The sequence below is a fragment of the Erythrobacter sp. JB2-19 genome (genome assembly GCF_057365005.1).
In genome coordinates this window covers 1,147,214-1,168,891 of sequence record NZ_CP200290.1, presented here as the reverse complement: position 1 = coordinate 1,168,891, position 21,678 = coordinate 1,147,214, and the positions used below count along the sequence as shown (strand labels likewise).

Sequence of the window (21,678 nt, the reverse complement as noted above, 5' to 3'; positions counted from 1 at the left end):
GAAACACCATGGCTACCGCACCCGTCCTCAACCAGACCACCAATGGCACCATTGCCCAGGTCATCGGCGCTGTCGTTGACGTACAGTTCGAAGGTGAACTGCCCGCGATTTTGTCCGCACTAGAGACCAAGAACGGCGACAACACGCTCGTTCTGGAAGTTGCTCAGCACCTAGGCGAGAACACCGTTCGCACCATTGCGATGGATGCGACCGAAGGCCTCACTCGCGGCAGCGAAGTAATCTCAACTGGCAAGCAAATCTCTGTGCCGGTTGGCCCGAAAACGCTTGGCCGCATTATGAATGTGGTTGGTGAAGCGATTGACGAACGCGGCCCAATCGGCGCGGACATGACCGCTCCGATCCACGCTGAGGCCCCTGCCTTCATCGACCAGTCGACAGAAGCAGCGATCCTTGTGACGGGTATTAAGGTTATCGACCTTCTCGCACCATACGCAAAGGGCGGTAAGATCGGCCTGTTCGGCGGTGCCGGTGTTGGTAAGACGGTTCTTATTCAAGAGCTGATCAACAACATCGCAAAGGGTCACGGCGGCGTATCCGTATTCGCCGGTGTCGGCGAGCGTACACGCGAAGGTAACGATCTCTACCACGAATTCCTCGACGCAGGCGTCATCGCCAAAAACGACGCTGGCGAAGCGATCAGCGAAGGCTCAAAAGTGGCCCTCGTGTTCGGCCAGATGAACGAGCCTCCTGGCGCCCGTGCCCGCGTTGCCCTGTCCGGCCTGACCATGGCGGAATATTTCCGCGATGAAGAAGGGCAAGACGTTCTGTTCTTCGTCGATAACATCTTCCGCTTTACCCAGGCTGGCTCGGAAGTATCCGCTCTGCTCGGCCGTATTCCTTCGGCGGTGGGCTATCAGCCAACCCTGTCGACCGACATGGGTAACCTGCAAGAGCGCATCACTTCGACCACCAAGGGTTCGATCACGTCGGTTCAGGCAATTTACGTGCCTGCCGATGACCTTACCGACCCTGCGCCAGCAACCTCGTTTGCTCACCTTGACGCAACGACCACGCTGAACCGCGCAATCTCTGAGCTGGGCATCTACCCGGCGGTTGACCCGCTTGATTCCACCAGCCGCGTTCTCGAACCGCGCGTTGTTGGCCAAGAGCACTATGAGACCGCTCGTAAGGTCCAAGAGACCCTGCAGAAGTACAAGTCGCTGCAAGACATCATCGCCATTCTCGGCATGGACGAGCTTTCTGAAGAAGATAAGCTGACCGTTGCCCGCGCGCGTAAGATCCAGAAGTTCCTCTCGCAACCGTTCCACGTTGCTGAGGTCTTCACCGGTATCCCAGGCTGCTTCGTACAGCTGGAAGATACCGTTGCGTCGTTCAAAGCAGTTGTCGAAGGCGAGTACGATCACCTTCCAGAGCAAGCCTTCTACATGGTTGGCGGCATCGAAGACGTGGTCAAGAAAGCCGCTGAAATGGCTGAGGACGCCTAAGGGCGCTTAAAGGTAAGTCTGATGGCTCTCCACTTTGAACTCGTAACCCCTGCCCGTCAGGTCCGTAGCGAAGACGTCCATATGGTCGTCGTGCCCGGTGCCGAGGGCGAATTCGGCGTCCTGGAGGGCCATGCGCCCTTCATGTCGACTATTCGCGATGGCGCGGTGCAGATCTACAAGACCGAAGGCGCAGAGCCAGAGACCATTGAAGTTAAAGGCGGTTTTGCCGAAGTTGGCGATACTGGTTTGACTGTGCTGGCGGAGCACGTCGAGGCCTAAGTGCGAACCGCACATAAATTGAATTTTGAAAGGGGCGGCTTTAACGGGTCGCCCTTTTTCTTTCCGATTAAGCCGCTTGGCCCATCAACACGCTGGCGCATTGCGGCATAGGCATGGCGCGCTCTTCCAACTCATCGAGGGTTTCTGCAATGCCTGCACCCGGCATTTCTTGCGCGATAAAGTCGATCAGCGAGCGCTGAACGCGCTGCTCAAATTTCAGGCTGACATGCTTGCCGTAAACGCTGCGGACGCGCAGCGGCAAGCTGAGGAATCCAGCAACCAGCAAATACATCTTTTGGTTTGCTTTCAGGTTGAGGCTGTCATCCATCACAATCTCAGCATCGGTTTGCGTGAGCCAGACAATCATTGCAGATTCTGATTTGCCGTTGATCATTAGAGTAAGGCTTCTTGCCTTTGCTAGTTCGTGATTGCCTGCCGTATGCATCGTGTGATCCTTGGTGTTTAGAAGTTCGCGTCTGCACACGGTTAGACGGCAAAAAAGTTAACGCGGATTAACTCTGGTCTGTAAAATGATGTAAATCTCTTCGGCCATCGGGCGAGCATGAAGCGCGGCGATTTGGCGATCTTTTCGCTTCCCATATGCGCTGCAAATTGCCACTCTCTGCGCTGATACTCTGACGCGAATTCTCATTGGAGAGGACATTTGAAATTTGTTTCCAAATACGCAATTTCGGCAGCGCTTGCCGGAGTGCTTGCGATGACCACCGCAACACCGGCCGCAGCCGACGAACAAGCCGCTGACGCTGAACCTGCCGCCGACGGCGTGCCCGGCCCAGAGCAGGATCCCTACATCTGGCTGGAGGAAGCACGCAGCGAGGAAGCCCTCGCCTGGGTTGAAAACGAAAATGCACTGACGCTTGCCGCGATGGAAGCTGATCCCCGCTTTGAAGCATTAAAAGCCGAAGCACTCGCCATTTTCGACAGCGAAGATCGCATTCCCTATGTGAGCTTCCGCCCGGATGGCCTCTACAATTTCTGGCAGGATAAGGAGAACCCGAAGGGTCTCCTGCGTCGTACAAGCCTGGAAAGCTACCAGAGCGATGAACCGGAATGGGAAACCATTCTGGACGTGGATGCGCTCGCCGCTGCTGAAGGTAAGGAATGGGTCTATCAGGGCTCAACCTGTCTGCCCCCTGCCCTTAATAAATGTATGATTGCGCTGTCAGATGGCGGTGAAGATGCCACCATCATGCGGGAGTTCGACACCTCTACCAAGAGCTTTGTCGAAGGCGGCTTTGAGCTCAGTGAGAAAAGCCAGGGCGGCATTCAATGGCGCGATGAAGACACCCTGCTTGTCGGCCGGGACTTTGGCGGCGACACTCTTACAGAGAGCGAATACCCCTTCACCTCGCGGCTGTGGAAGCGTGGCACAGCTTTGGCCGACGCACGCGAAGTGTTCCGCGGCGAAAAGTCCGACGTGTGGGCCGGCGCCAACTTGCTGCGCGACAATACGGGCACTGTCCATGCGATGACGGCATTTCGGGGCGTCAGCTTTCACGAAAGTGAGTATTTCGTTTCCAAGGACGACCAATGGGTACAGCTTGATATCCCTAAGAAGGCGTCTCCTTACGGGATTGTCGATGGGCACCTGCTCTATTCAACTGATGTTGATTGGGAGGTGGACGGCCAGACCTTCCCTGCGGACAGCCTGATCGCGGTCGATCTAGAAGAATGGAAAGCCGATCCGAACGGCGCGGCCAAAACTCTGGTTTGGGCACCAGCGGAGCGCCAGACGAAGCGCGGCGGAGCCATCACGGGCAATGCGTTGTTCGTGACGATGCTCGACAATGTCGTTGGCAAGGTTTTGCAGTTCAACTTCAAAGATGGCGAATGGGTCAGCGAGCAGGTCAATCTGCCGGACAATGCGACACTCGGCATTGCGGCATCTTCATCAGAAACCGACCAGATCATGTTCACCGTCACGGATTTCCTTAATCCAACGACTTTGTACTATTCCGATGGCGGCGCTCCAGAAGTGCTTAAGACCTCACCCAGCCGGTTCGACAAGACCGGTATGGAGGTTGAGCAACATCAGGCCACTAGCGCCGATGGAACGAAAATCCCTTACTTCATCGTCAAACCCAAAGGTATGGCGATGGACGGCAACACCCCGGTCTTAATGAGCGGTTATGGCGGTTTCCAAATCCCGCGCCTGCCCGGGTATATGGGCACCACTGGCAAGCTGTGGCTGGAGAAAGGCGGCGCTTATGTGCTGGCCAACCTACGCGGCGGCGGCGAATTTGGCCCAGGCTGGCACCAAACGGCCATCCGCGAGAACAAGCAGCGCACCTGGGACGATTTCATCGCCGTGGGTGAGGATCTGGTCGGGCGCGGCTTCACCTCGCCTCAGCATCTCGGCATCCAAGGCGGATCCCAAGGCGGCTTGCTGGTCGGCACGGCCTTCACTCAGCGGCCCGACCTGTTCGGCGCGGCAATCGTTGCGATCCCGTTGTTCGATATGCTGCGTTACCATGTGATCGGGCGCGGCGCCTCGTGGATTGGTGAATATGGCGATCCGCGCATTCCGGAGCAGCGCGCATGGATAGAAGGCTACTCTCCTTATCAAAAGATCGTCGAGGGTGTGGATTACCCTGCCCCGTTCCTGTGGGCTTCAACCGCGGATGATCGCACGCATCCGGCCCACGCCCGCAAAGGCGCAGCCAAACTGAAAGCGCTGGGTCAGCCCTATTATTACTTTGAGGATATGACCGGCGGGCACTCTGGCGGGGTTGATAACGAACAACGCGCCAAGCTTCAGGCGTTGCAATATGTCTATCTGATGAAGCGCCTTATGGATGAGCGCGAGAGATAGGTCGAAGCCGCCTCTGAGGGCTGAATTTCAGCATCTCAGCGAGTCTCAATCGAAGGGCGATCGGTGCATAAAACGCATCGGTCGCCCTTTGTGCATCAAGCTGTGTAAGCGCATCCGACACTTTCTCAACGGTTCGTCGCGCGGGCAGCACCTATAAGGTGGTTAGGTCAAAATTAACCATGTTTGAAAAGACGGAATTAAGTCTCTGAGGCTCAATTTTCTATCACCGGGGGCGGTAATAGGAGATTATCTAATGGCTTATCCGCGCGACATATCCATCGCTGAGGCAATCAAGCGTGCAGGCTTGCCCCACTCACACCGGGTACACTGGTCAAAGGCTCGTAAGGCAGACGTCGTCCGCGCCGTACGCGAGGAAGTGATCAGCTTTGATGAGGCCCGCGAGCGCTATTTGCTCAGCCGTGCAGAATTTGAGCAATGGGAACGCGAGACAGGCGGAAACGTCTATCGCATCCGCTCTCTCGAAGAGGCGTAAGCCTCACAATACTGGTCTAGTCTTCGACCTGGTACCGAATGTTGCGGCGGAGTCCCCTTACTCCGCCGCGACTTCGACCAATCTAGTATCGGCAAGCCAGGTGAGCATGAAACTCAGAGGACTTGTTTACCCTCAATCACGCCTTCTTCTTCGCCGCCTTCTTCTTTTTCATCGTATCGTGGAAACGATCGGCCCAGCCTGGCTTCACGAATTGCTCGGCCCGCACCATACGCAGCTCTCCGTCGGCAACATCGCGGCTAACCGCGCTACCTGCCGCAACAATCGCGTCGGCGCCAATAGTAACTGGCGCGATCAAGGCGCTGTTTGAGCCAATAAAGGCGCGCTCGCCAATCACGGTTTGATATTTGAAATAGCCATCGTAATTGCAGGTGATGGTGCCCGCACCGATATTCGCGCCAGCGCCGACGGTCGCATCGCCAAGATAGGTTAGGTGACTTGCCTTTGCGCCAGGCCCAAGCCTCGCCTTTTTCATCTCGACAAAGTTGCCAACGAAGGCACCCTCTTCCAGCACCGCACCGGGCCGGAGCCGAGCAAACGGACCGACCTGTGCGCTGCCCCCCACAGACGCGCCTTCAAGGTGACTAAACGCCTTGATATGCACGCCATCAGCGACAGTGACGCCGGGGCCAAAAACCACATTGGGTTCAATCGTGACATCACGGCCGATCTTCGTATCGTAGCTGAAGAACACAGTCTCAGGCGCGCGGAGGCTGGCGCCGTCCACCATCGCCTGTTCGCGGCGCGCGGCTTGCCAGCGCGCTTCTGCCTGGGCGAGCTCACTGCGCGAATTGATGCCTGCAACTTCATCAGGATCATCGGTGCTGACCACCGCACACACGCGGCCATCTGCAATTGCAATATTGACGATGTCGGGCAGGTAGTATTCGCCCTGAGCATTGTCGTTATCGACCCGGTTCAGCAAAGCAAACATATCCTTGGCGCTCGCTGCCATCAGGCCCGAATTACACATGCGGCAAGCGCGTTCTGATGCGCTTGCATCTTTGAATTCGACCATCTTGCTAATTGCGCCGTCATTACCGGCAATCACGCGGCCATATTGCAACGCATCCTCCGGCTCAAAGCCCAGCACCACAACCGCTGGCGCGTCATCTTGATGCAATCGCTCCAGCATAGCCTGCATGGTTTGTGCACGCACGAATGGGACATCGCCGTAAAGCACTAGCGCATCGCCATCGAAGCCCTCTAGCGGGACCTGCGCCTGCTGCACCGCATGGCCCGTGCCATGCTGCGGTTCTTGCAAAGCGGTGTCCGCACGGCCAGCGACAGCCGCCTCGATTTGCTCCTTACCGGCGCCAACCACGACAACACGCCGCGCCGGGCTAAGCTCATCAACCGCGGCCATCAGATGGTCCAGCATGGGCCGCCCTGCAATCGGGTGAAGCACTTTGTGAAGGTCGGATTTCATCCGGGTTCCCTTGCCCGCGGCAAGGATGATGGCAGCAAAATCAGTCATGCAGCCTGCCTTATAAGTCTGCTTGCATGAAGTGAAGCCGTGCACGCGCAAAACCTTGCGATTTCACGTCTGTTGGGCCAACCGCATCGGCATGACAGATTTCCCCTTTGATGCCGTAGGCTTCGACCTTGATGGCACCCTGCTAGACACGTTTCGCGATTTGGGCACAGCGGTGAACCATGCGCTGGAACTGGGCGGTTTTGATCCGGTCCCGGTGGACAGTTCAAAAGACCTGATCGGAGGCGGCGCAAAGATCATGTTGGCGCGCGCGATAGACGCCCAGGGCGGATTGCCGAAAGAAGAGTTTCGCAAGCTCTACAAGGCCATGTTGCGCTATTACTCGCAAAATAGCGCTGTGTACTCCAGGCCCTACCCCGGCGTACTCGAAGCGCTGGACGAACTGGCCGCGCGCGGTGTCAAAATGGCGGTCGTCACCAGCAAGTTTGAAGAGTTTGCGACCAATATTCTGGATACGTTGAGCCTGACCGAGCGCTTCGTCACAATTATCGGCGGCGACAGCATGGGCAAAGGGCCCGACGGCACATTCCTGTCCAAGCCTCATCCAGAGCCCGTTCTGGCTGCGAAAACAGCATGCAATTCGTCTGCCTTCGCCTTTGTCGGAGACAGCTCTTACGATGTGGCAGCAGCCAAAGCCGCTGGCGTGCCAGTGATAGTCGCGGCCTATGGCTATTGCGACAAACCGCCGCACGAATTGGGCGGAAATGCTGTCATTGATTCTGTTCGATGGCCTGATTTCTGCCTTGGAATCGCTCTAAGGCCTTAGCCTGCCCTTACGGCACGCGATATCCCAGCCCAGCGGTGTTGCATCGCAGCAAAGAAACTGCCACGCAGCGCCCACACAAACTTTACGCGCGCGTAAACCGCGCCACACCACTCGCAGGAGATACAAGCCATGACCATCGATTTCAAAGACAAGGTAGCCATCGTAACCGGCGCAGGCGGAGGCCTGGGCAAGGCATACGCGCTTGAGCTGGCAAAGCGCGGCGCGAAGGTTGTCGTCAATGACCTCGGCGGTTCACGCGATGGCACCGGCACGTCAGACGCGGCTGCTGAAGTGGTTGCTGAAATCGAAGCGGCTGGCGGCGAAGCGATGGCCAATGGCGGCTCGGTGACTGAATATGACCAAATGGAAAAGATGGTTGCCGACGCCAAGCAAAAATGGGGTGGCGTTCACGTTCTCATCAACAATGCTGGCGTCCTGCGCGACAAGACCTTTGCCAAGATGACCCCGGATGACTTTGAGTTCGTTTTGAAAGTTCACCTGACCGGCTCTGCTTTTGTCACCAAAGCATGCTGGGAAACCTTCCGCGAGCAGGCCTATGGCCGGGTTCTCATGACCGCCAGCTCCACTGGCCTGTTCGGCAATTTCGGCCAAGCAAACTACGGCGCGGCAAAGTTGGGCCTCGCCGGCCTTACCAAAACGCTGCAACTCGAAGGCGCGAAGTACAACATTCGCTGCAACTCGCTGTCACCAGTGGCTGGCACTCGCATGACCGAAGACCTCTTCCCAGAAGAAGCCTTTAAGCTGTTCGCGCCTGAAAGCGTTGTTCCAGCGGCTCTGTTCCTGGTCAGCGAAGACGCACCGACTAATGCAATCGTTGGCGCCGGTGCTGGCGGTTTCCACTCTGCCTGGACCGTAATGAACGACGCGGTATGGCTCACCGACGAAGAGCGCACCGTTGAAGGCTTTGCCGCGCGCTGGGACGACATCAGCGATTTCTCAAACCTGGTTGCTCCGCAGTCTGGCAATGAGCAGTCGGGCGCAATCCTGAAAGCCATGCAAAAAGTAACTGGCACTGGCCCAAGCAGCGCTCGCAGCTAAATTTCTGAAGTACTACAGCGTTTAAATCTCACAACTGGATAGCCCTCGCGTAGAAATGCGTGAGGGCTATCTGCGTTTAATTACCGAAAAAGTTGTCATTCCAGCTAGGGTTTCAATGACTAATCGCCTCTGAGAACTTCCCCTAAAGAGGTCTATAACTGCCAGCCCCCACTTGTTAACCCGGCAGAGTTCACACAAGTTGTCGGCGTACAAACGGGGGAATTATGGAAATTTCTGACGGAATAAGAGTCCTCATCGCACGCAAACAACGAGCGATCATTGCGCTCTATATCTTTCTTATTGCGATGGCGATCTATCTACTTGGAGAGGTACTTGAACTTGCCGGCGTAATCGACATGAACGCGATTGAGCTGTCCACTCTAACTGCTGTTTTCGCAGTTTTTTACGTCGCGCAGCTACCCGTTCTTATTGGTTGTATTGTCGTAGTGGCGATGTGGATTCATCGTGCACACACCAACTTAATCGATGCTGGCCATAGTGATTTGGAGTTTTCACCCGGCTGGGCCGTCGGATGGTATTTCATCCCAATCGCCAACTTGTTTAAGCCGTTTCAGGCAATGAAAGAGCTATGGAATACTAGCTTTGGCCTAAGCAACGATTTCGGCGGTGAGGCGCCCTTTGACATTAAGGCCTGGTGGGGCTGTTGGATTCTAGGAAATATCATCGGTTGGCAAAGTACGAGATTGTCATTGAACGACGATGCGGGAGCCTATCAGATCAGCTTAATAATGGGGGTAGTTAGCAGCATTCTATCAATCGCAGCAGCCTATTACCTCATCGGAATGATCCGCGAGATCACCAACGTTCAAGAACAAGAAATCGGAGTGCAAGACGTCTTTGCATGAAGGCTGGTATTAATCGTCGACCGCTTTCACAAGTCGCCGCTCAACCGGAGCAAGGACATTTGCCAGGTCGTGCCCACGTTTAAGCGCTTGGCCATGCTCACCAAAGAGCGTCCACATACCCTGCTTCTGGCGCAGACTTGGGCGCTTCTCGATCCGCGCCTGCGGTCGCTCAGCTGCACGGCGGAAAGCTGAGAACATCGCCGCACTTTTGTCAAAATCCATCGCGTAATCGCGCCATTCACCGGCGGCCACCATGCGGCCGTAGAGATCCAGGATGCGCTGTAATTCTTCGCGCTTAAAGCCGACTTGGCCCTGCGTGCGGCCTAGAAAGGCAACAACAGAACCACCCGGTGCGGTGCTTGCGCTCATGCGCGATCAGTTCCGCTACGCTTGGCGGCCGGCACTTGCTCATGCGCGTCTTGATCTTGCAACGGCACACCGGACTTCAATGCATTCATCTCTGCCCGCAAAGCCGCGATTTCACCTTCGAGCTTCTCAACACAATCCACGCGGTTGCCCTCTGCATCCTCGCAATTGGGAGTGCCGTAGGGGGTGAATTCTTTGATCCATTCTTCCGCTGGTACAAGCGTGGATCGCGCCTTTAGACCGACCATAGTCGCCCCTTCTGGAACATCATCGGTCACGACTGCGTTTGCGCCTACACGGGCGCGCTTACCCACGGTGATAGGGCCAATAATCTGTGCCCCGGAACCGATGATCACATTGTCACACAAGGTTGGATGGCGTTTACCGCCCTCGCCATTTGTCGGGTTTGTGCCACCCAAGGTGACACATTGATAAATTGTCACATTGTCACCGATTTCAGCCGTTTCGCCGATCACCGTGAAGCCATGATCAATGAAGAAATTCTTCCCGATTTTCGCACCAGGATGGATATCAATAGCCGTGAGAAACCGGGAAATATGGTTCACAAGCCGTGCGATAAAATACAGTTTCGCGTCGAATAACCAGCTCGCAATTCGATGAAAGAACAACGCAGAAACCCCTGGATACAATAGGATTTCCCAACGCGATCGTGGGGCAGGATCGCGCGCATGGATCGAGTCCAAATAGGATTTTAGCCGATCAAACATGATTTACTCCTTCGGCCAAACGCGCGGATTTTGCAAATTTCATCACAGCAGCCGTTGCTGGTCTGGACCGTGCGTTGCCTCCAGCGCGTCACGCCAAACTGACATGGTGGCCGGGACCTGACGTTCAAGGCTGATCCGATCAATTGCGACGACAAGTCGCTCAATCGCTACATAGCTGCGGACCGCGCGCGGGATCAGATAATCCGCCGCTCCATCGGCCAGTGACAGGCTGCGCTGCTCGGCAATCGCATGGATCAGTTCCGCCGCCATTTCATCGTCCGGTTCACCAATTTCAAGCTGAAGCGAGCCTCCTACCCGCGAATGCAAATCGGGCAGCGTTATTTGCCACGGCTGCGCATTGGCGATCAGCAACAGCGGAACTCCGCTTTCCTGCGCTGCGTTCCAGCGATGAAACAGCTCCGTCTCGTCTTCACCATCTGCCCCATCGACCACATTTATGCCCTGCGTCGATGCCCAGCGCCCGATCAGGCTCTTGCCGGAACGTGCAGGGCCTGTGAGCACTGCTGTTCGGAACGGCCAACCGGACGGGTCAGATAAGGCCTCCACCACGCCCACATTGGCATTGCCAACGATAATCCGTGCGGGATCGCCCTGACTGCGTGTCTCTAGCGGAAGTGCGATTTGTGACATCTTGGAAACGAGCTTTGCCGCCTTTAGCGGCTGATGGCGAGTGCGTTTGCGCCCTGACGCACATTAAAGCCGCGTGCTCGCAGTGCGGCTGCAAGCTGGCTCAAATCACCGCCAAAGCTGACGCTCATAACCGAAGTTCCGCCAATCGCTGTGCTGGTAACGGCCGTGCCGCGCACGCCGCCGGTCCCGCGAACGGCCCCGATTGCCGCATCAAAGCTGGCCGCATCCGGCGTAGCAAATTGGACGACGAAACTGTTCACAACGACGGCCTCTGGCGTCGGGGTGTCAGTCGGCGTTGCTCCCTCTAACCCAGGATCGGCAGCCTGAGCTGCTGCTGCCGCTTCGCGGGCGCGAATAGCGCGCCCGATCTCAATCAGGCGCTGCAGCGCAGGATCCACCTGACCTGAACCGCCAAGACGCAGGGTGGGATCTGGACGCAATTTCCCATCAACCAGAGCCTGCTCAAAAATATCATCGAAGCGCTCTACCGCTTGGCTCAGCATAGCGGGCAATTCTCTCGAGTTTTCCGCCGTCAGCGAAAATCCGTCGAGATAAGTGCTATCCGGGCCGTAACGCGCGGTGAATGTGCCCTCGATTGGTCCGCCGGGATATTGATGCTCCAGCTTCGCCACCGGCACCAGGACATCAGCGGCAGTGTATTGATCGAGCACAGCCCGCCACCAGGCACGGCTCCGGCGGCTGACCTGCCCATAATTGAGCAGCAGCGAATCGCCCCCGGCGCCGCTGGGCCGGACATAGTCGATCCGGCTGGTCCCCGGATTGTATTCCGCCCACGCTCTTTGCCATGGGTTGCGCACTTCAAATACGGTGTACGCTCCGCCCGATACCGAGACCGGCATAACCAGCATCGGGGCCGAGCTGCGCTTCTGTGCTTCGCCGCCCAGATAACGTCCAGCCCGCTGGCGATCAAAGATCACGCCAAGGGTCGCAATGTAGCGTTTCGGCCCAATCCGCTCTCGCTCAATCACAATTGCAGAGACCATTGCATTAAGCTGGCTATCCGAGACAGATGGCCCGTTGACCTTTTCCCAGGCCAGCCGCTGCGCCCGTTTCCATGCCTCTTGGCGCGCTTCTTCGCCCGTATCGCCTTTCACATCGACCTCAATGCCGCGCACATCAATGTCGCTTGATGAGGCCGTCGGCGCGATGCCGCGATTCCCTGACACCTGAGCCAAAGCGATTGCCAATCCGACACTCAGCAGCGCAAACACGCCAATCACTGCCAAAGCCCTTGAAAAGGCACGGTTCCAGCGGGTTGGCTGAGCGGTCGGCGTAGGGCCGTTCGAGGCAGAAAGCATTCTCATCGGGGAAAAGCTTGCGCCTTTTGCCGAAAGACGAGTGGAATTCCAAGCGCGAATGGCTAAACGATGACCATGAGTGGCAAGAACTCCCCATATACTTACGAGCAGGCTGGTGTTTCAATCGCTGGCGGCAATGCTCTGGTCAAAGCAATCGGCCCTTTGGCTAAGTCGACCGCGCGCCCTGGCGCCACCAGCGAGCTGGGCGGCTTTGGAGGGTTCTTCGACCCAAAGGCCGCTGGCTACGAAGACCCTTTATTGGTCGCAGCAAATGATGGTGTCGGCACCAAGCTGAAGCTGGCGATTGAGCATGACCGCCATGACACCATGGGGATTGATTTGGTCGCCATGTGCGTCAATGATTTGATCGTTCAGGGCGCGGAGCCTTTGTTCTTTCTTGACTATTTCGCGACTGGAAAGCTGGAAAACGGCATTGCAGAGCGCGTTGTCGCCGGCATTGCGGATGGCTGTAAGCAAGCAGGCTGCGCGCTGATCGGCGGCGAAACCGCCGAGATGCCGGGCATGTACGCACCGGGCGACTATGACCTTGCTGGATTTTGCGTTGGTGCGGTCGAACGCGGCGAGCAACTGACCGGCGAGAAAGTGGCGCCGGGCGATGTGCTGCTGGGTCTTGCCAGCTCTGGCGTTCACTCGAATGGCTATTCGCTGGTGCGCAAACTGGCCGAGGACTTTGAATGGAAGCTCGATCGGCCCGCCATTTTCGATCAGGAACGGCTGCTGATTGACGCTTTGATCGAGCCGACCCGCATTTATGTGGCGAGCCTGCTGCCGCTGGTTCGTGAAGGACTGATCAATGGTCTGGCGCATATTACCGGCGGCGGATTGCTGGAAAATATCCCGCGCATCCTGCCCGAGGGTGCCCATGCCATGGTTGATGCCGCAAATTGGCCTCAGCCCCGGCTGATGGCTTTCTTGCAAGCGCAAGGCCACATCGAGCCAGCCGAAATGGCCCGCACATTCAATTGCGGCGTGGGCATGGTTCTGTCGGTCGACCCTGACGATGTTGAGGAAGTAACCAAACGTCTCGAGACCTCAGGCGAGACCGTACTAAACATCGGCGAAATCGCTGGCGGCCCGCGCGGTTGCACCGTCATAGGCGCCGCGGGAGTATGGTCAGCGACCACAGATTGGGACGCGACGCATAGTGGCTGAAAAGGCCAAAATTGCGGTCTTCATTTCGGGCACCGGCACCAATATGGCCGCATTGCTCTATGCCAGCAGGCTCCCCGGTTCCGCGTTCGAAATTGTGCTGGTGGCGAGCAACAAAGCAAATGCCGAGGGGCTGAAGCTCGCCGAATTGGAGGACATCTCTACATTCCTCCATTCGCATAAAGGCCACAGCCGTGAGAGCCATGACCTTGCGATGGAAAAAGCGGTTCGCAAAGCCAATGCAGACTACATCGTGCTGGCTGGCTACATGCGGATACTGTCAGATGAATTTGTCACGCGCTGGCTGGGCAGGTTGATCAATATCCACCCGTCTCTCTTGCCCAAATATAAAGGGCTGGACACCCATGCCCGCGCAATTGATGCGGGAGATAGCCATGGCGGGGCAAGTGTGCATTTGGTCGTGCCAGAGCTCGATGCCGGTGAAGTGCTTGCACAGGTAGAGGTTCAGATCGCGCCGGATGACACACCTGACGCTTTGGCAGAGAGGGTGAAAATAGCAGAGCATCAGCTCTATCCCCGCGCAGTGAGTGATTACGTTTCGCGCGGCAATGATCCGGCCCATCTATTTGAACGCGTCCGCACGCTGGCTTTGGCTCTGCCCGAAACGCATGAGCGCGAGAGCCATGGGTCCCCAGGCTTTCGGGTCGGCAGCGAGAAAACCGGCAAATATTTCGCCTATTTCAGCGACCGCCACCACGGCAGCGAGCATATCGCATTGCTCGTCAAAACCAGCGGAATGGACGAGCTGATGGACCTCGTCGAAGCTCAGCCAGAGGCCTATTACAAGCCAGCGTTTTACGGTGCGAGCGGCTGGGTCGGCGTAATCCTGAACCGGGTCGATATCGACTGGGACAGCGTGTCTGAATGGCTCACGCGCAGCTGGCGCTCGGTTGCTCCGGCTCGCCTCACCAAGCTGCAAGATGCAGCGGACATGTTTTAATCCAGCCGCACTTATGCAGCCGCGCACATCCCCGCTTGATCGCACCCGATTGGTCGACCGGTCCAGCGCCTTTCTGGGCCATGCGTGGTCAAAGGGCTGGCTGCCAGAGCCCGCCACCAAAGCGGAGGAACTGTGGGCCATCGCTACCAAAAGGTTCGGCGACAATGCGGGCGCTTATGAGCGCGCAGGCCGCAGCGAGGAAGATGTCGCTGACTTCCGACTGAGACTTGAAAAACTGACAGCAAGCGTGGTTGCCGAGGCGGATCTCAACCCGCTCGGTCGGGCCATGGCGCATGGCCAATTGGTGCGTGTCATCAAACAGCGCCTGCAATTCGGCGCATTGTGGACGGCCAAGCCCGCACTCACAGAAACCGTGCTCGCACCGCCGATCATCATCATTGGCCACATGCGATCGGGCACGACCCGTGTGCACCGTCTGCTGGCCGCCGATCCAGCACACTCTTCAACCCGCTTTTGCGACAGCTGGCATCCAGTGCCCAGTAAACTGCATTCGCGCCGTTTTTGGGGCGGCCTTAACCTAACGATTGCGCGGCGGCTCAACCCGTGGATTGATGCGCTGCATCCAATGAGCTCTGGCCGGGTTGAAGAAGAGCTCGGCTGGCTGGCGTACGCGCTCAACCATTCCACCTATCAAACCCAGTGGCACATCCCGAGCTATAGCGCGTGGAGCGAAGCGCGTGATGCGGGATCGGTTTACCGCGAGTTTGCCCGTATCCTGCGCACTGATGCGGCGCATCGCAATGTCGCGGACCGCCCACGGGTTATGAAAGTCCCTCAGTTTTCCGAGGATTTGCCCGCATTGCTGGCGCAGTTCCCGGATGCCAGGCTGGTCGTAGCGCAGCGGGACAGCGAGGATGTACTGCGCAGTGCCGTGTCCATCGTCGCCAATCAAATGACCATTCAGTGCGACAATTGTGACCTCGGTTGGATCGAACAGGAATGGCAGCGCAAGCTCGATCTGCGCGATGCCCGCATGAAAGAAGTACTCGAAAACTGGGATGGCCCGATTGCGCACTTACAATTTACCGCCCTTGGTGATGATTGGGAGCGGGAGATTACACGGACCTATCAGGCGCTTGGCATTGAGCTGTCCGGAGAAGCTCTGATCGCGATGCAACGCGAAATGGCAGGCCATGAAAGCGCCCATCACACCGCTCACGCGGGCCAAATGGCTGCCTTTGATCAGGCACCAAAGGATTAGGCGCACAAAAAAGGCCGCCCCTCGCGGAGCAGCCCTCTTTGTTTAGCTGTTGCTAACCGAGAATTAGCCGACGATTTCGTCTGCGCCGAAGAAGAAGTCGATCTCGATCTTCGCATTCTCTTCGCTGTCCGAACCGTGGACGGTGTTTTCACCGATAGAAAGTGCGTGCTCCTTACGGATGGTGCCCGCATCGGCCTCTGCCGGGTTGGTTGCGCCCATGATGTCGCGGTTGCGCTTCACGGCGTCTTCGCCTTCGAGCACTTGTACAACAACAGGCTCGCTCATCATGAACTCAACGAGTTCGCCAAAGAACGGACGCTCTGAGTGAACAGCGTAAAAGCCTTCAGCCTGCTCGCGGCTCATGTGGATGCGCTTGGATGCGACAACGCGAAGGCCGGCGCCTTCGAGCATAGCAGTGACTGCACCGGTCAGATTGCGGCGAGTTGCGTCAGGCTTTATGATCGAAAAAGTGCGGGTAACCGCCATGATGAATATCCTTGATATAAAGGCGGCCAAATTTGGTCCGCCGAAAAGGGAGTGCGAAACGAAATTTCACAGTGTGATTTCTGGCGCGCGCCCTAGCCGCGCCGCCGCTGCGCTGCAACCCCGCACTTACTCGTCGAGACTACGCACTTTGGGGAAATGCGGTCAGTCGCCCGCCATGGCCGGGTCAAACCCAACCAATAGCTGAGCCATGGTGATTTCGGATTCGGGTGTAGCATTCAGCGTAATCGTGCGGCCTGTGCCATCTTTGCCGCCCAGTATTTGTGCACCGTCCGCGTCCATCTCAAACTCGATTGGAATGCCTGCCTCCTCAGCCTGCTTGCGATAGAAAGCCGCCACTTCCTCTGGGCTGTCTTTCGTCTCCATCACCAGCATGGAGCCATGGGTCTCCGCATCTTTGAAGCTGGTGTTGTTGATCACCGCCGCGCCCGGATAAACCGAAAATCCCGCTGGCAACTCGACCGGTACATTTTCGCCGGAACGAACCGTGGAGGAGCCGTTTTCCGTCTCGATCGTCATGCTGGCCTCGTCAGTCTCCGCATCAATCGCGTACTCGCCGGGGGCCTCAGCCTGATCGCCCGACGCGTCGGACCCACATGCTGAAAGCAGTACCGTGATTGCGACTAGGATGGCGGAACGGCGCATAACGATCTCCTTAAACCAGCGCGCACCATCTGCTGAGCTTGCGCTCAAAGCAAGCGCTCAGGCGACTTTGACCCATTTGCCATCATCCTGGCGGAAGAATGAACGCTCCAGACCCTCTGTCCCATCAAGCGAACGCCAAGTGGCTCTGGCGGCATCGAGGCTTGTTTCATCGAACAGCAGGAAAGCGCGCTCAAACCCGGCTGGATCACGCCATTGACCATCCGCAAATACGACATGGCTGGCGCTGTTCAGGGCCTCGCATTTGTCCGACAACAGGATTGGATGCTGCTCCGCGCCCTCGCCGGAGGCATCGCCATTGGCGAGGAAACTCTCCGGCCCAGCCTTCCACAGCCCACGCGAAATGTCCTGGCGGCGCTGAGTATAGCCAGCCACCACCAGCAGTCGCTGATCAGAGCCGAGCACCCGCCCTGCGATCAGCGCCACGACCTTTTCAACCGGGTCACGCGATAGCTGCCAAAAATCAACTTTCATGAGACTTGCCCTAAGCTAAACCACCCACGCCCTCCACCCTTCCACCCGGAATATTTTCGGATACAATCCGGGTGGAAGGGTGGAGGGCGCGGGAGGCTGAGCTACTTCACGTTGGAACGTTTACAGCGTTCCGAACAATAGAGCACATTATCCCAGTCGCGTTCCCACTTCTTACGCCAAGTGAATGGGAGGCCGCAGCTCGCGCGAATCTTGCTCGGCAGATCAGATTTTTTGCGCATTTTCGGGATAGGCCGCGCTCCTATCCCTCGAGGTTATCCGCCACGAACTGATCGATCAGGCGCGCTCCAAAGCCAGTTGCGCCCTTGTCCCAGCTATGCCCCGGCTTATCCGCCCAGACCATGCCCGCAATGTCGCAGTGCGCCCACGGCGTGCCCTTTTTGATAAAGCGGTGAAGGAATTGCGCCGCTGTGATTGAGCCGGCAGGACGGGGGCCAACGTTCTTGATGTCAGCTATCGGGCTGTCGATCAGCTTGTCATAGGCCGGGCCAATCGGCATGCGCCACAGCTTATCACCGCTGCTCTTGCCCGCTGCCAGCAGCTTGTCGGCTAGCGCATCGTCATTGGCGAACACGCCACCATGCTCGTGGCCAAGCGAGATGATCATCGCTCCGGTCAATGTCGCGAAATCGACGATTTGCGCCGGATTATACTCTTCCTGCGCCCAATGCAGCGCATCACACAGAACCAAACGCCCTTCCGCGTCAGTGTTGATCACCTCGACCGTCTGACCATTCATCGTGGTTACAACATCGCCAGGACGCTGTGCCTTTCCGTCGGGCATATTTTCAACCAGGCCGAGCACGCCGATCACATTGGCTTTCGCCTTGCGGCTGACCAAGGACAGCATGCCGCCAGCAACCGCGCCTGCGCCGCCCATATCCCATTTCATATCTTCCATGCCGCCCGGCGGCTTCAGCGAGATGCCGCCAGTGTCGAAGGTCACGCCTTTGCCGACAAAAACAGTCGGTTTTTCCCCTTCGGTGCCGCCGTTCCAGCGGATGGCGAGGATGCGCGATTCGCGTCCTGAACCCTGTCCGACGCCGAGCAACGCGCCCATGCCCAATTTCGTCATCTCGGCCTCGTCCAGCACGGTCAGCTCAGCGCCGGTGCCTGCAAAGGCCTCTTCACACAAAGCGACAAAGCTCTCTGGATAGACCACATTGGCGGGCTCTGCGACGAGCATGCGGGTGAATTCGGTGCCCTTGGCCAGTGCCTCTGCCGCAACCCAGGCGGCTTCGGTGCCATCCGGGGCATTGATCACGGAGACCTTTTTCAAGGTCGCTTTCTTCTCCTCCGCCAGCGTCGTGCGATATTTGTCGTGACGCCATGCGCGCAGACGCGTCGCTAGCAGAACGGCAGCGGCCTCTTCGCCTGACAAATCCGCATGACCAAGATCGAGCACCATTTCAGTTTCGCCCGAGGTGAGGTACTTCGCGATCAGCACAGCGCCAGCGCGCTCAACATGCATGCGGCGCGCATCGGCCGATGCTTCGCCTGCCCCAGACAGGGCAATGCGGCGCAGCACTCCGTCGTCCATTGCAAAGCCCTCAAAAACCTGGCCAGCCCGCCCAGCAAAACGAGCCGCCTTTGCACCATCGGCCAGCGCTGCATCAAGATCGCTCAGGGAATCGCCTTGATTAACAATGCGAGCAACCAAGCGAACATCGGATGGGGATTGGGCGTTGAATTCGATTTGCATAACAACTCCGGGTTGTGCCTCCGGTCGAAGCCGGAATTTGAGCCAATTTGGCCGCCAAGCGAAAGCTATGGTCGACAGGTGGCGGAATGGCGATTGCGATTAGGCGTGAGCGGTGCGATAGGCAAGCCATGTCGGGAGGTTTCAGGTACGGCGTACGCGCCGCGGCTTCAACACAGGTGTTATGCCGGATGCGTCCAGCAGCGATTGCGATGCTGCTGGCGGGGCCTTTGTCATTGTCTGCGCCTGTGCTTGGTCAGACGCCAAATCCGACGCAGGAAGAACTCGATCTGATAGAACGTCAGATGGAGCAAGAGCTGGTGGTGTACAATCCGCCGCAGACCACTTCTCTGCCTCAATCAATCCAGCCACTCACCGAAGCTGACCTCTCAGATTCTGCAGGCTACAAACAGCGGTGAACGCATAGACTTCGAAGCCGATGAGCTTGCCTATGACAACACCGCCGACGTGGTCACTGCTCGCGGAAACGTCGTCCTGCGCAGCGATGATCGCTCGGTCCGCGCTGACGAAGTGCGCTGGGACCGCAGTACCGGAACAATCCTCGCCAGCGGAAACGTTCGTTTGGTCGACGAAAGCGGCAACCAACTGTTCACTGAAAGCGTCGAGTTGACCGACACTTTTGAAGCAGGCGCGATGGAAGACCTGCTGCTGGCTTTGCGAGCGGGCGGACGTTTGGCCGCGCGGTCTGGCGAGCGCGGGGATGATGGCACGATCGTGCTGAGCGATGCGGCGTATACAGCCTGCGCGCTGGCCGATCAGGAAGACTGCGCCAACAATCCCAGCTGGCGCATCACCGCCGACCGGGTGACCTACGACCCTGAAGATACGAGGGTCCGCTTTCGCGGAGCCGTGCTTGAATTGTTTGGCGCGCGCATTCTCCCCTTGCCCGGTCTTGCGATCCGCACCGATGGCCAGCCGGTCTCCGGCTTCCTAGTGCCCGATGTGAGGATCTCGCAAAGCAACGGCCTGGAGCTGTCGACCGAATATTACTGGCGGATCGACGACAATAAAGACCTGACCCTTGGCGGGTTTGTCTACACCGACGTTGCGCCAATGGTATCGGCCGAATGGCGTCATCTGACCAGCAAAGGCGCCTATCAGATCACCGGCTATGCCACACATTCTCGCCGGATCGTCGACAATAACGGGACGCTGGCAAGCTCCAGCGATCCGCGCGGCCATCTGGATGCGAATGGCAAATTCCAATTCTCACCCGAATGGAGCCTTACCGGGTCAATCCGGCTAGCGAGCGACCGCACTTTCCTGCGTCGCTACGACCTCAGCCGCGATGACAGGCTACGCTCCACAATCAATCTGGAGCGCATCGACAACGATTCTTATCTCTCCATCGCCGGTTGGGCGACGCAGACATTGCGCATTGGTGCGGATCAAGGGCAAGTCCCGGTGGCTCTTCCAGCAATCGATTACCGCCGCCGGATTGCTGATCCCGTTGCCGGTGGCGAGCTGGAATTGCAGTTCAACTCGCTCAACCTATTGCGTAAGGATGGGCAGGACACGCAGCGCGCCTTTGCCGGTGCGCGGTGGGATTTGCGGCGTCTGACGAACTTTGGACAAGTGGTGACGCTAAGCGCACTCGCTCGCGGCGATGTCTATCACACTGATGGGACACTGCTTACCGCAACGGAGATTTATCGCGGCAATCCGGGTTGGACCGCGCGGGCAATCGCGATTGCAGCGGTGGATGTAGAATGGCCCTTTGTTGGCGAAGCCTTTGGCGGCACACAGGTTCTCAAACCACGCGTCCAAGTGGTCGCGAGCCCGCCGATCCGCAATCTAGCCGTTCCAAATGAAGATTCGCGTGCAATCGATTTGGAGGATTCCAACCTCTTCGCGCTCAACCGTTTCCCCGGCTATGACCGGGTCGAAGACGGCGTTCGTGTAACCTGGGGCGTCGACTGGGAGCTACAACGACCTGGCTGGCGGATCAAATCGACCATCGGTCAATCTTATCGCTTTGATGCTGCGCGCGAGATATTCCCAGACGGCACCGGCCTGTCAGAGCGTGTGTCTGACTTCGTCGGCCGCACCGAAGTGCGGTTCCGTGACTTTGTGAACTTCACCCACCGATACAGGCTCGACAAAGACAACTTGGCCATCCGCCGTAACGAAGTCGATATGACTATAGGCAGCCAGCGAACCTATGTTGAGCTCGGTTACCTCAGGCTTGATCGCGACATTCAAGACCTGGAAGATTTACAAGACCGCGAGGAAGCACGCGCGGCGGTACGCGTTGCAATTGACCGCAGGTGGTCGATCTTTGGCTCTGGTGTTTTCAACCTCACCAATGAAGACGAAGACCCGACTTTCTCACCTGACGGGTTTGAGCCGATCCGCACACGACTTGGCGTCGCTTATCAGGATGAACAGCTTGAGTTCGGGCTAACCTGGCGGCGCGATTTCATCACTGCCGGTGACGCAGCACGAGGCAATACGTTCCAACTGTTCTTCAGCTTGCGCAACCTCGGGTTTCGATAAGCCGTTGAGGAGTACGCCGAAGCCGTTGGCACAGCGAAAAAAAGCGGCTATTCGCGCAAAACGCAGGGGGAAACGCGGCTCTTGGCGCAAAATTACGCTCAGCGATGGTTA

23 protein-coding genes are annotated in these 21,678 nt (G+C 57.6%); 12 read left to right on the top strand and 11 right to left on the bottom strand.

Features of this window, described 5'->3' with window-relative positions; all coding sequences use genetic code 11:
- Positions 1-8: 8 nt before the first annotated feature.
- Positions 9-1,466 (top strand): F0F1 ATP synthase subunit beta, encoded by a 1,458-nt coding sequence (gene atpD / locus AC0V6O_RS05600; protein WP_486142256.1) that lies wholly within the window; start codon positions 9-11, stop codon positions 1,464-1,466.
- Positions 1,467-1,487: 21 nt separating this feature from the next.
- Entirely contained in the window at positions 1,488-1,745 is a 258-nt protein-coding gene (locus tag AC0V6O_RS05595) for an ATP synthase F1 subunit epsilon (RefSeq protein WP_472638359.1), read from the top strand.
- A 67-nt stretch (positions 1,746-1,812) separates the two neighbouring features.
- Here the strand turns inward: AC0V6O_RS05595 and AC0V6O_RS05590 are convergent, their stop codons facing one another.
- Positions 1,813-2,139 (bottom strand): hypothetical protein, encoded by a 327-nt coding sequence (locus tag AC0V6O_RS05590; RefSeq protein ID WP_486142254.1) that lies wholly within the window; start codon positions 2,137-2,139, stop codon positions 1,813-1,815.
- Positions 2,140-2,463: 324 nt separating this feature from the next.
- Between AC0V6O_RS05590 and AC0V6O_RS05585 the strand changes: the two genes are divergently transcribed.
- Positions 2,464-4,578, top strand: coding sequence for a prolyl oligopeptidase family serine peptidase (locus AC0V6O_RS05585; RefSeq protein ID WP_486142252.1), 2,115 nt, complete (start codon positions 2,464-2,466; stop codon positions 4,576-4,578).
- A 253-nt stretch (positions 4,579-4,831) separates the two neighbouring features.
- On the top strand, positions 4,832-5,071 hold the full coding sequence (locus tag AC0V6O_RS05580) for a DUF1153 domain-containing protein (protein WP_472638356.1): 240 nt from the start codon (positions 4,832-4,834) through the stop codon (positions 5,069-5,071).
- A 136-nt stretch (positions 5,072-5,207) separates the two neighbouring features.
- Here the strand turns inward: AC0V6O_RS05580 and glmU are convergent, their stop codons facing one another.
- A complete protein-coding gene (glmU, locus tag AC0V6O_RS05575) occupies positions 5,208-6,566 on the bottom strand; it encodes a bifunctional UDP-N-acetylglucosamine diphosphorylase/glucosamine-1-phosphate N-acetyltransferase GlmU (protein ID WP_486142250.1) in 1,359 nt (452 codons plus the stop codon).
- 91 nt (positions 6,567-6,657) lie between these two features.
- Between glmU and AC0V6O_RS05570 the strand changes: the two genes are divergently transcribed.
- The 3 genes from AC0V6O_RS05570 (at position 6,658) to AC0V6O_RS05560 (ending at position 9,275) form a co-directional block, all read left to right on the top strand.
- On the top strand, positions 6,658-7,350 hold the full coding sequence (locus AC0V6O_RS05570; protein ID WP_486142248.1) for an HAD-IA family hydrolase: 693 nt from the start codon (positions 6,658-6,660) through the stop codon (positions 7,348-7,350).
- A 129-nt stretch (positions 7,351-7,479) separates the two neighbouring features.
- Positions 7,480-8,409, top strand: coding sequence for an SDR family NAD(P)-dependent oxidoreductase (locus AC0V6O_RS05565; protein ID WP_486142246.1), 930 nt, complete (start codon positions 7,480-7,482; stop codon positions 8,407-8,409).
- A 224-nt stretch (positions 8,410-8,633) separates the two neighbouring features.
- Positions 8,634-9,275, top strand: coding sequence for a DUF4328 domain-containing protein (locus tag AC0V6O_RS05560; RefSeq protein ID WP_486142244.1), 642 nt, complete (start codon positions 8,634-8,636; stop codon positions 9,273-9,275).
- Between the two features lie 9 nt (positions 9,276-9,284).
- On the opposite strand, the gene AC0V6O_RS05555 is transcribed toward AC0V6O_RS05560, so the two are convergent.
- Genes AC0V6O_RS05555 through AC0V6O_RS05540 form a run of 4 tightly spaced genes read right to left on the bottom strand, consistent with a single transcriptional unit; the run spans position 9,285 to position 12,345 of the window.
- Positions 9,285-9,644 (bottom strand): DUF2794 domain-containing protein, encoded by a 360-nt coding sequence (locus AC0V6O_RS05555; RefSeq protein WP_486142242.1) that lies wholly within the window; start codon positions 9,642-9,644, stop codon positions 9,285-9,287.
- The gene (gene epsC, locus AC0V6O_RS05550) at positions 9,641-10,369 is read right to left on the bottom strand and encodes a serine O-acetyltransferase EpsC (RefSeq protein ID WP_486142240.1); all 729 of its coding nucleotides are present in this window, start codon (positions 10,367-10,369) and stop codon (positions 9,641-9,643) included. The genes AC0V6O_RS05555 and epsC overlap by 4 nt, the downstream gene beginning before the upstream one ends.
- Before the next feature lie 42 nt (positions 10,370-10,411).
- A complete protein-coding gene (locus AC0V6O_RS05545) occupies positions 10,412-11,020 on the bottom strand; it encodes a P-loop NTPase family protein (RefSeq protein WP_486142238.1) in 609 nt (202 codons plus the stop codon).
- 23 nt (positions 11,021-11,043) lie between these two features.
- Entirely contained in the window at positions 11,044-12,345 is a 1,302-nt protein-coding gene (locus AC0V6O_RS05540) for a heavy-metal-associated domain-containing protein (RefSeq protein WP_486142236.1), read from the bottom strand.
- Positions 12,346-12,414: 69 nt separating this feature from the next.
- Between AC0V6O_RS05540 and purM the strand changes: the two genes are divergently transcribed.
- The 3 genes from purM to AC0V6O_RS05525 are packed head-to-tail and all read left to right on the top strand — an operon-like array spanning position 12,415 to position 15,692.
- Positions 12,415-13,512: a phosphoribosylformylglycinamidine cyclo-ligase gene (gene purM / locus AC0V6O_RS05535; protein WP_486142234.1), complete on the top strand. Its 1,098-nt coding sequence runs from the start codon at positions 12,415-12,417 to the stop codon at positions 13,510-13,512.
- Positions 13,505-14,470 carry a phosphoribosylglycinamide formyltransferase gene (gene purN / locus AC0V6O_RS05530; RefSeq protein ID WP_486142232.1) on the top strand — a complete coding sequence of 322 codons (966 nt, stop codon included), beginning with the start codon at positions 13,505-13,507 and terminating at the stop codon, positions 14,468-14,470. The genes purM and purN overlap by 8 nt, the downstream gene beginning before the upstream one ends.
- 13 nt (positions 14,471-14,483) lie before the next feature.
- On the top strand, positions 14,484-15,692 hold the full coding sequence (locus AC0V6O_RS05525) for a sulfotransferase family protein (RefSeq protein ID WP_486142230.1): 1,209 nt from the start codon (positions 14,484-14,486) through the stop codon (positions 15,690-15,692).
- Positions 15,693-15,755: 63 nt separating this feature from the next.
- Here AC0V6O_RS05525 and ndk read toward each other — a convergent pair whose 3' ends face one another.
- The 5 genes from ndk to AC0V6O_RS05500 all read right to left on the bottom strand — a co-directional run bounded on the left by ndk (position 15,756) and on the right by AC0V6O_RS05500 (position 19,053).
- Complete coding sequence (ndk, locus tag AC0V6O_RS05520; protein ID WP_486142228.1) at positions 15,756-16,178, bottom strand: nucleoside-diphosphate kinase; 423 nt, start codon at positions 16,176-16,178, stop codon at positions 15,756-15,758.
- A gap of 162 nt (positions 16,179-16,340) precedes the next feature.
- Positions 16,341-16,841: a hypothetical protein gene (locus tag AC0V6O_RS05515; RefSeq protein WP_486142226.1), complete on the bottom strand. Its 501-nt coding sequence runs from the start codon at positions 16,839-16,841 to the stop codon at positions 16,341-16,343.
- A 57-nt stretch (positions 16,842-16,898) separates the two neighbouring features.
- Positions 16,899-17,333, bottom strand: coding sequence for a DNA polymerase III subunit chi (locus tag AC0V6O_RS05510; protein ID WP_486142224.1), 435 nt, complete (start codon positions 17,331-17,333; stop codon positions 16,899-16,901).
- A gap of 101 nt (positions 17,334-17,434) precedes the next feature.
- Complete coding sequence (locus tag AC0V6O_RS05505; protein WP_486145523.1) at positions 17,435-17,581, bottom strand: DUF2256 domain-containing protein; 147 nt, start codon at positions 17,579-17,581, stop codon at positions 17,435-17,437.
- Between the two features lie 11 nt (positions 17,582-17,592).
- Entirely contained in the window at positions 17,593-19,053 is a 1,461-nt protein-coding gene (locus tag AC0V6O_RS05500; RefSeq protein WP_486142222.1) for a leucyl aminopeptidase, read from the bottom strand.
- Positions 19,054-19,181: 128 nt separating this feature from the next.
- Here AC0V6O_RS05500 and AC0V6O_RS05495 point away from each other — a divergent pair, with 128 nt between their 5' ends.
- Entirely contained in the window at positions 19,182-19,469 is a 288-nt protein-coding gene (locus tag AC0V6O_RS05495) for a hypothetical protein (protein WP_486142220.1), read from the top strand.
- A gap of 49 nt (positions 19,470-19,518) precedes the next feature.
- Positions 19,519-21,567 carry an LPS-assembly protein LptD gene (locus AC0V6O_RS05490; protein ID WP_486142218.1) on the top strand — a complete coding sequence of 683 codons (2,049 nt, stop codon included), beginning with the start codon at positions 19,519-19,521 and terminating at the stop codon, positions 21,565-21,567.
- Positions 21,568-21,678 lie beyond the last annotated feature (111 nt).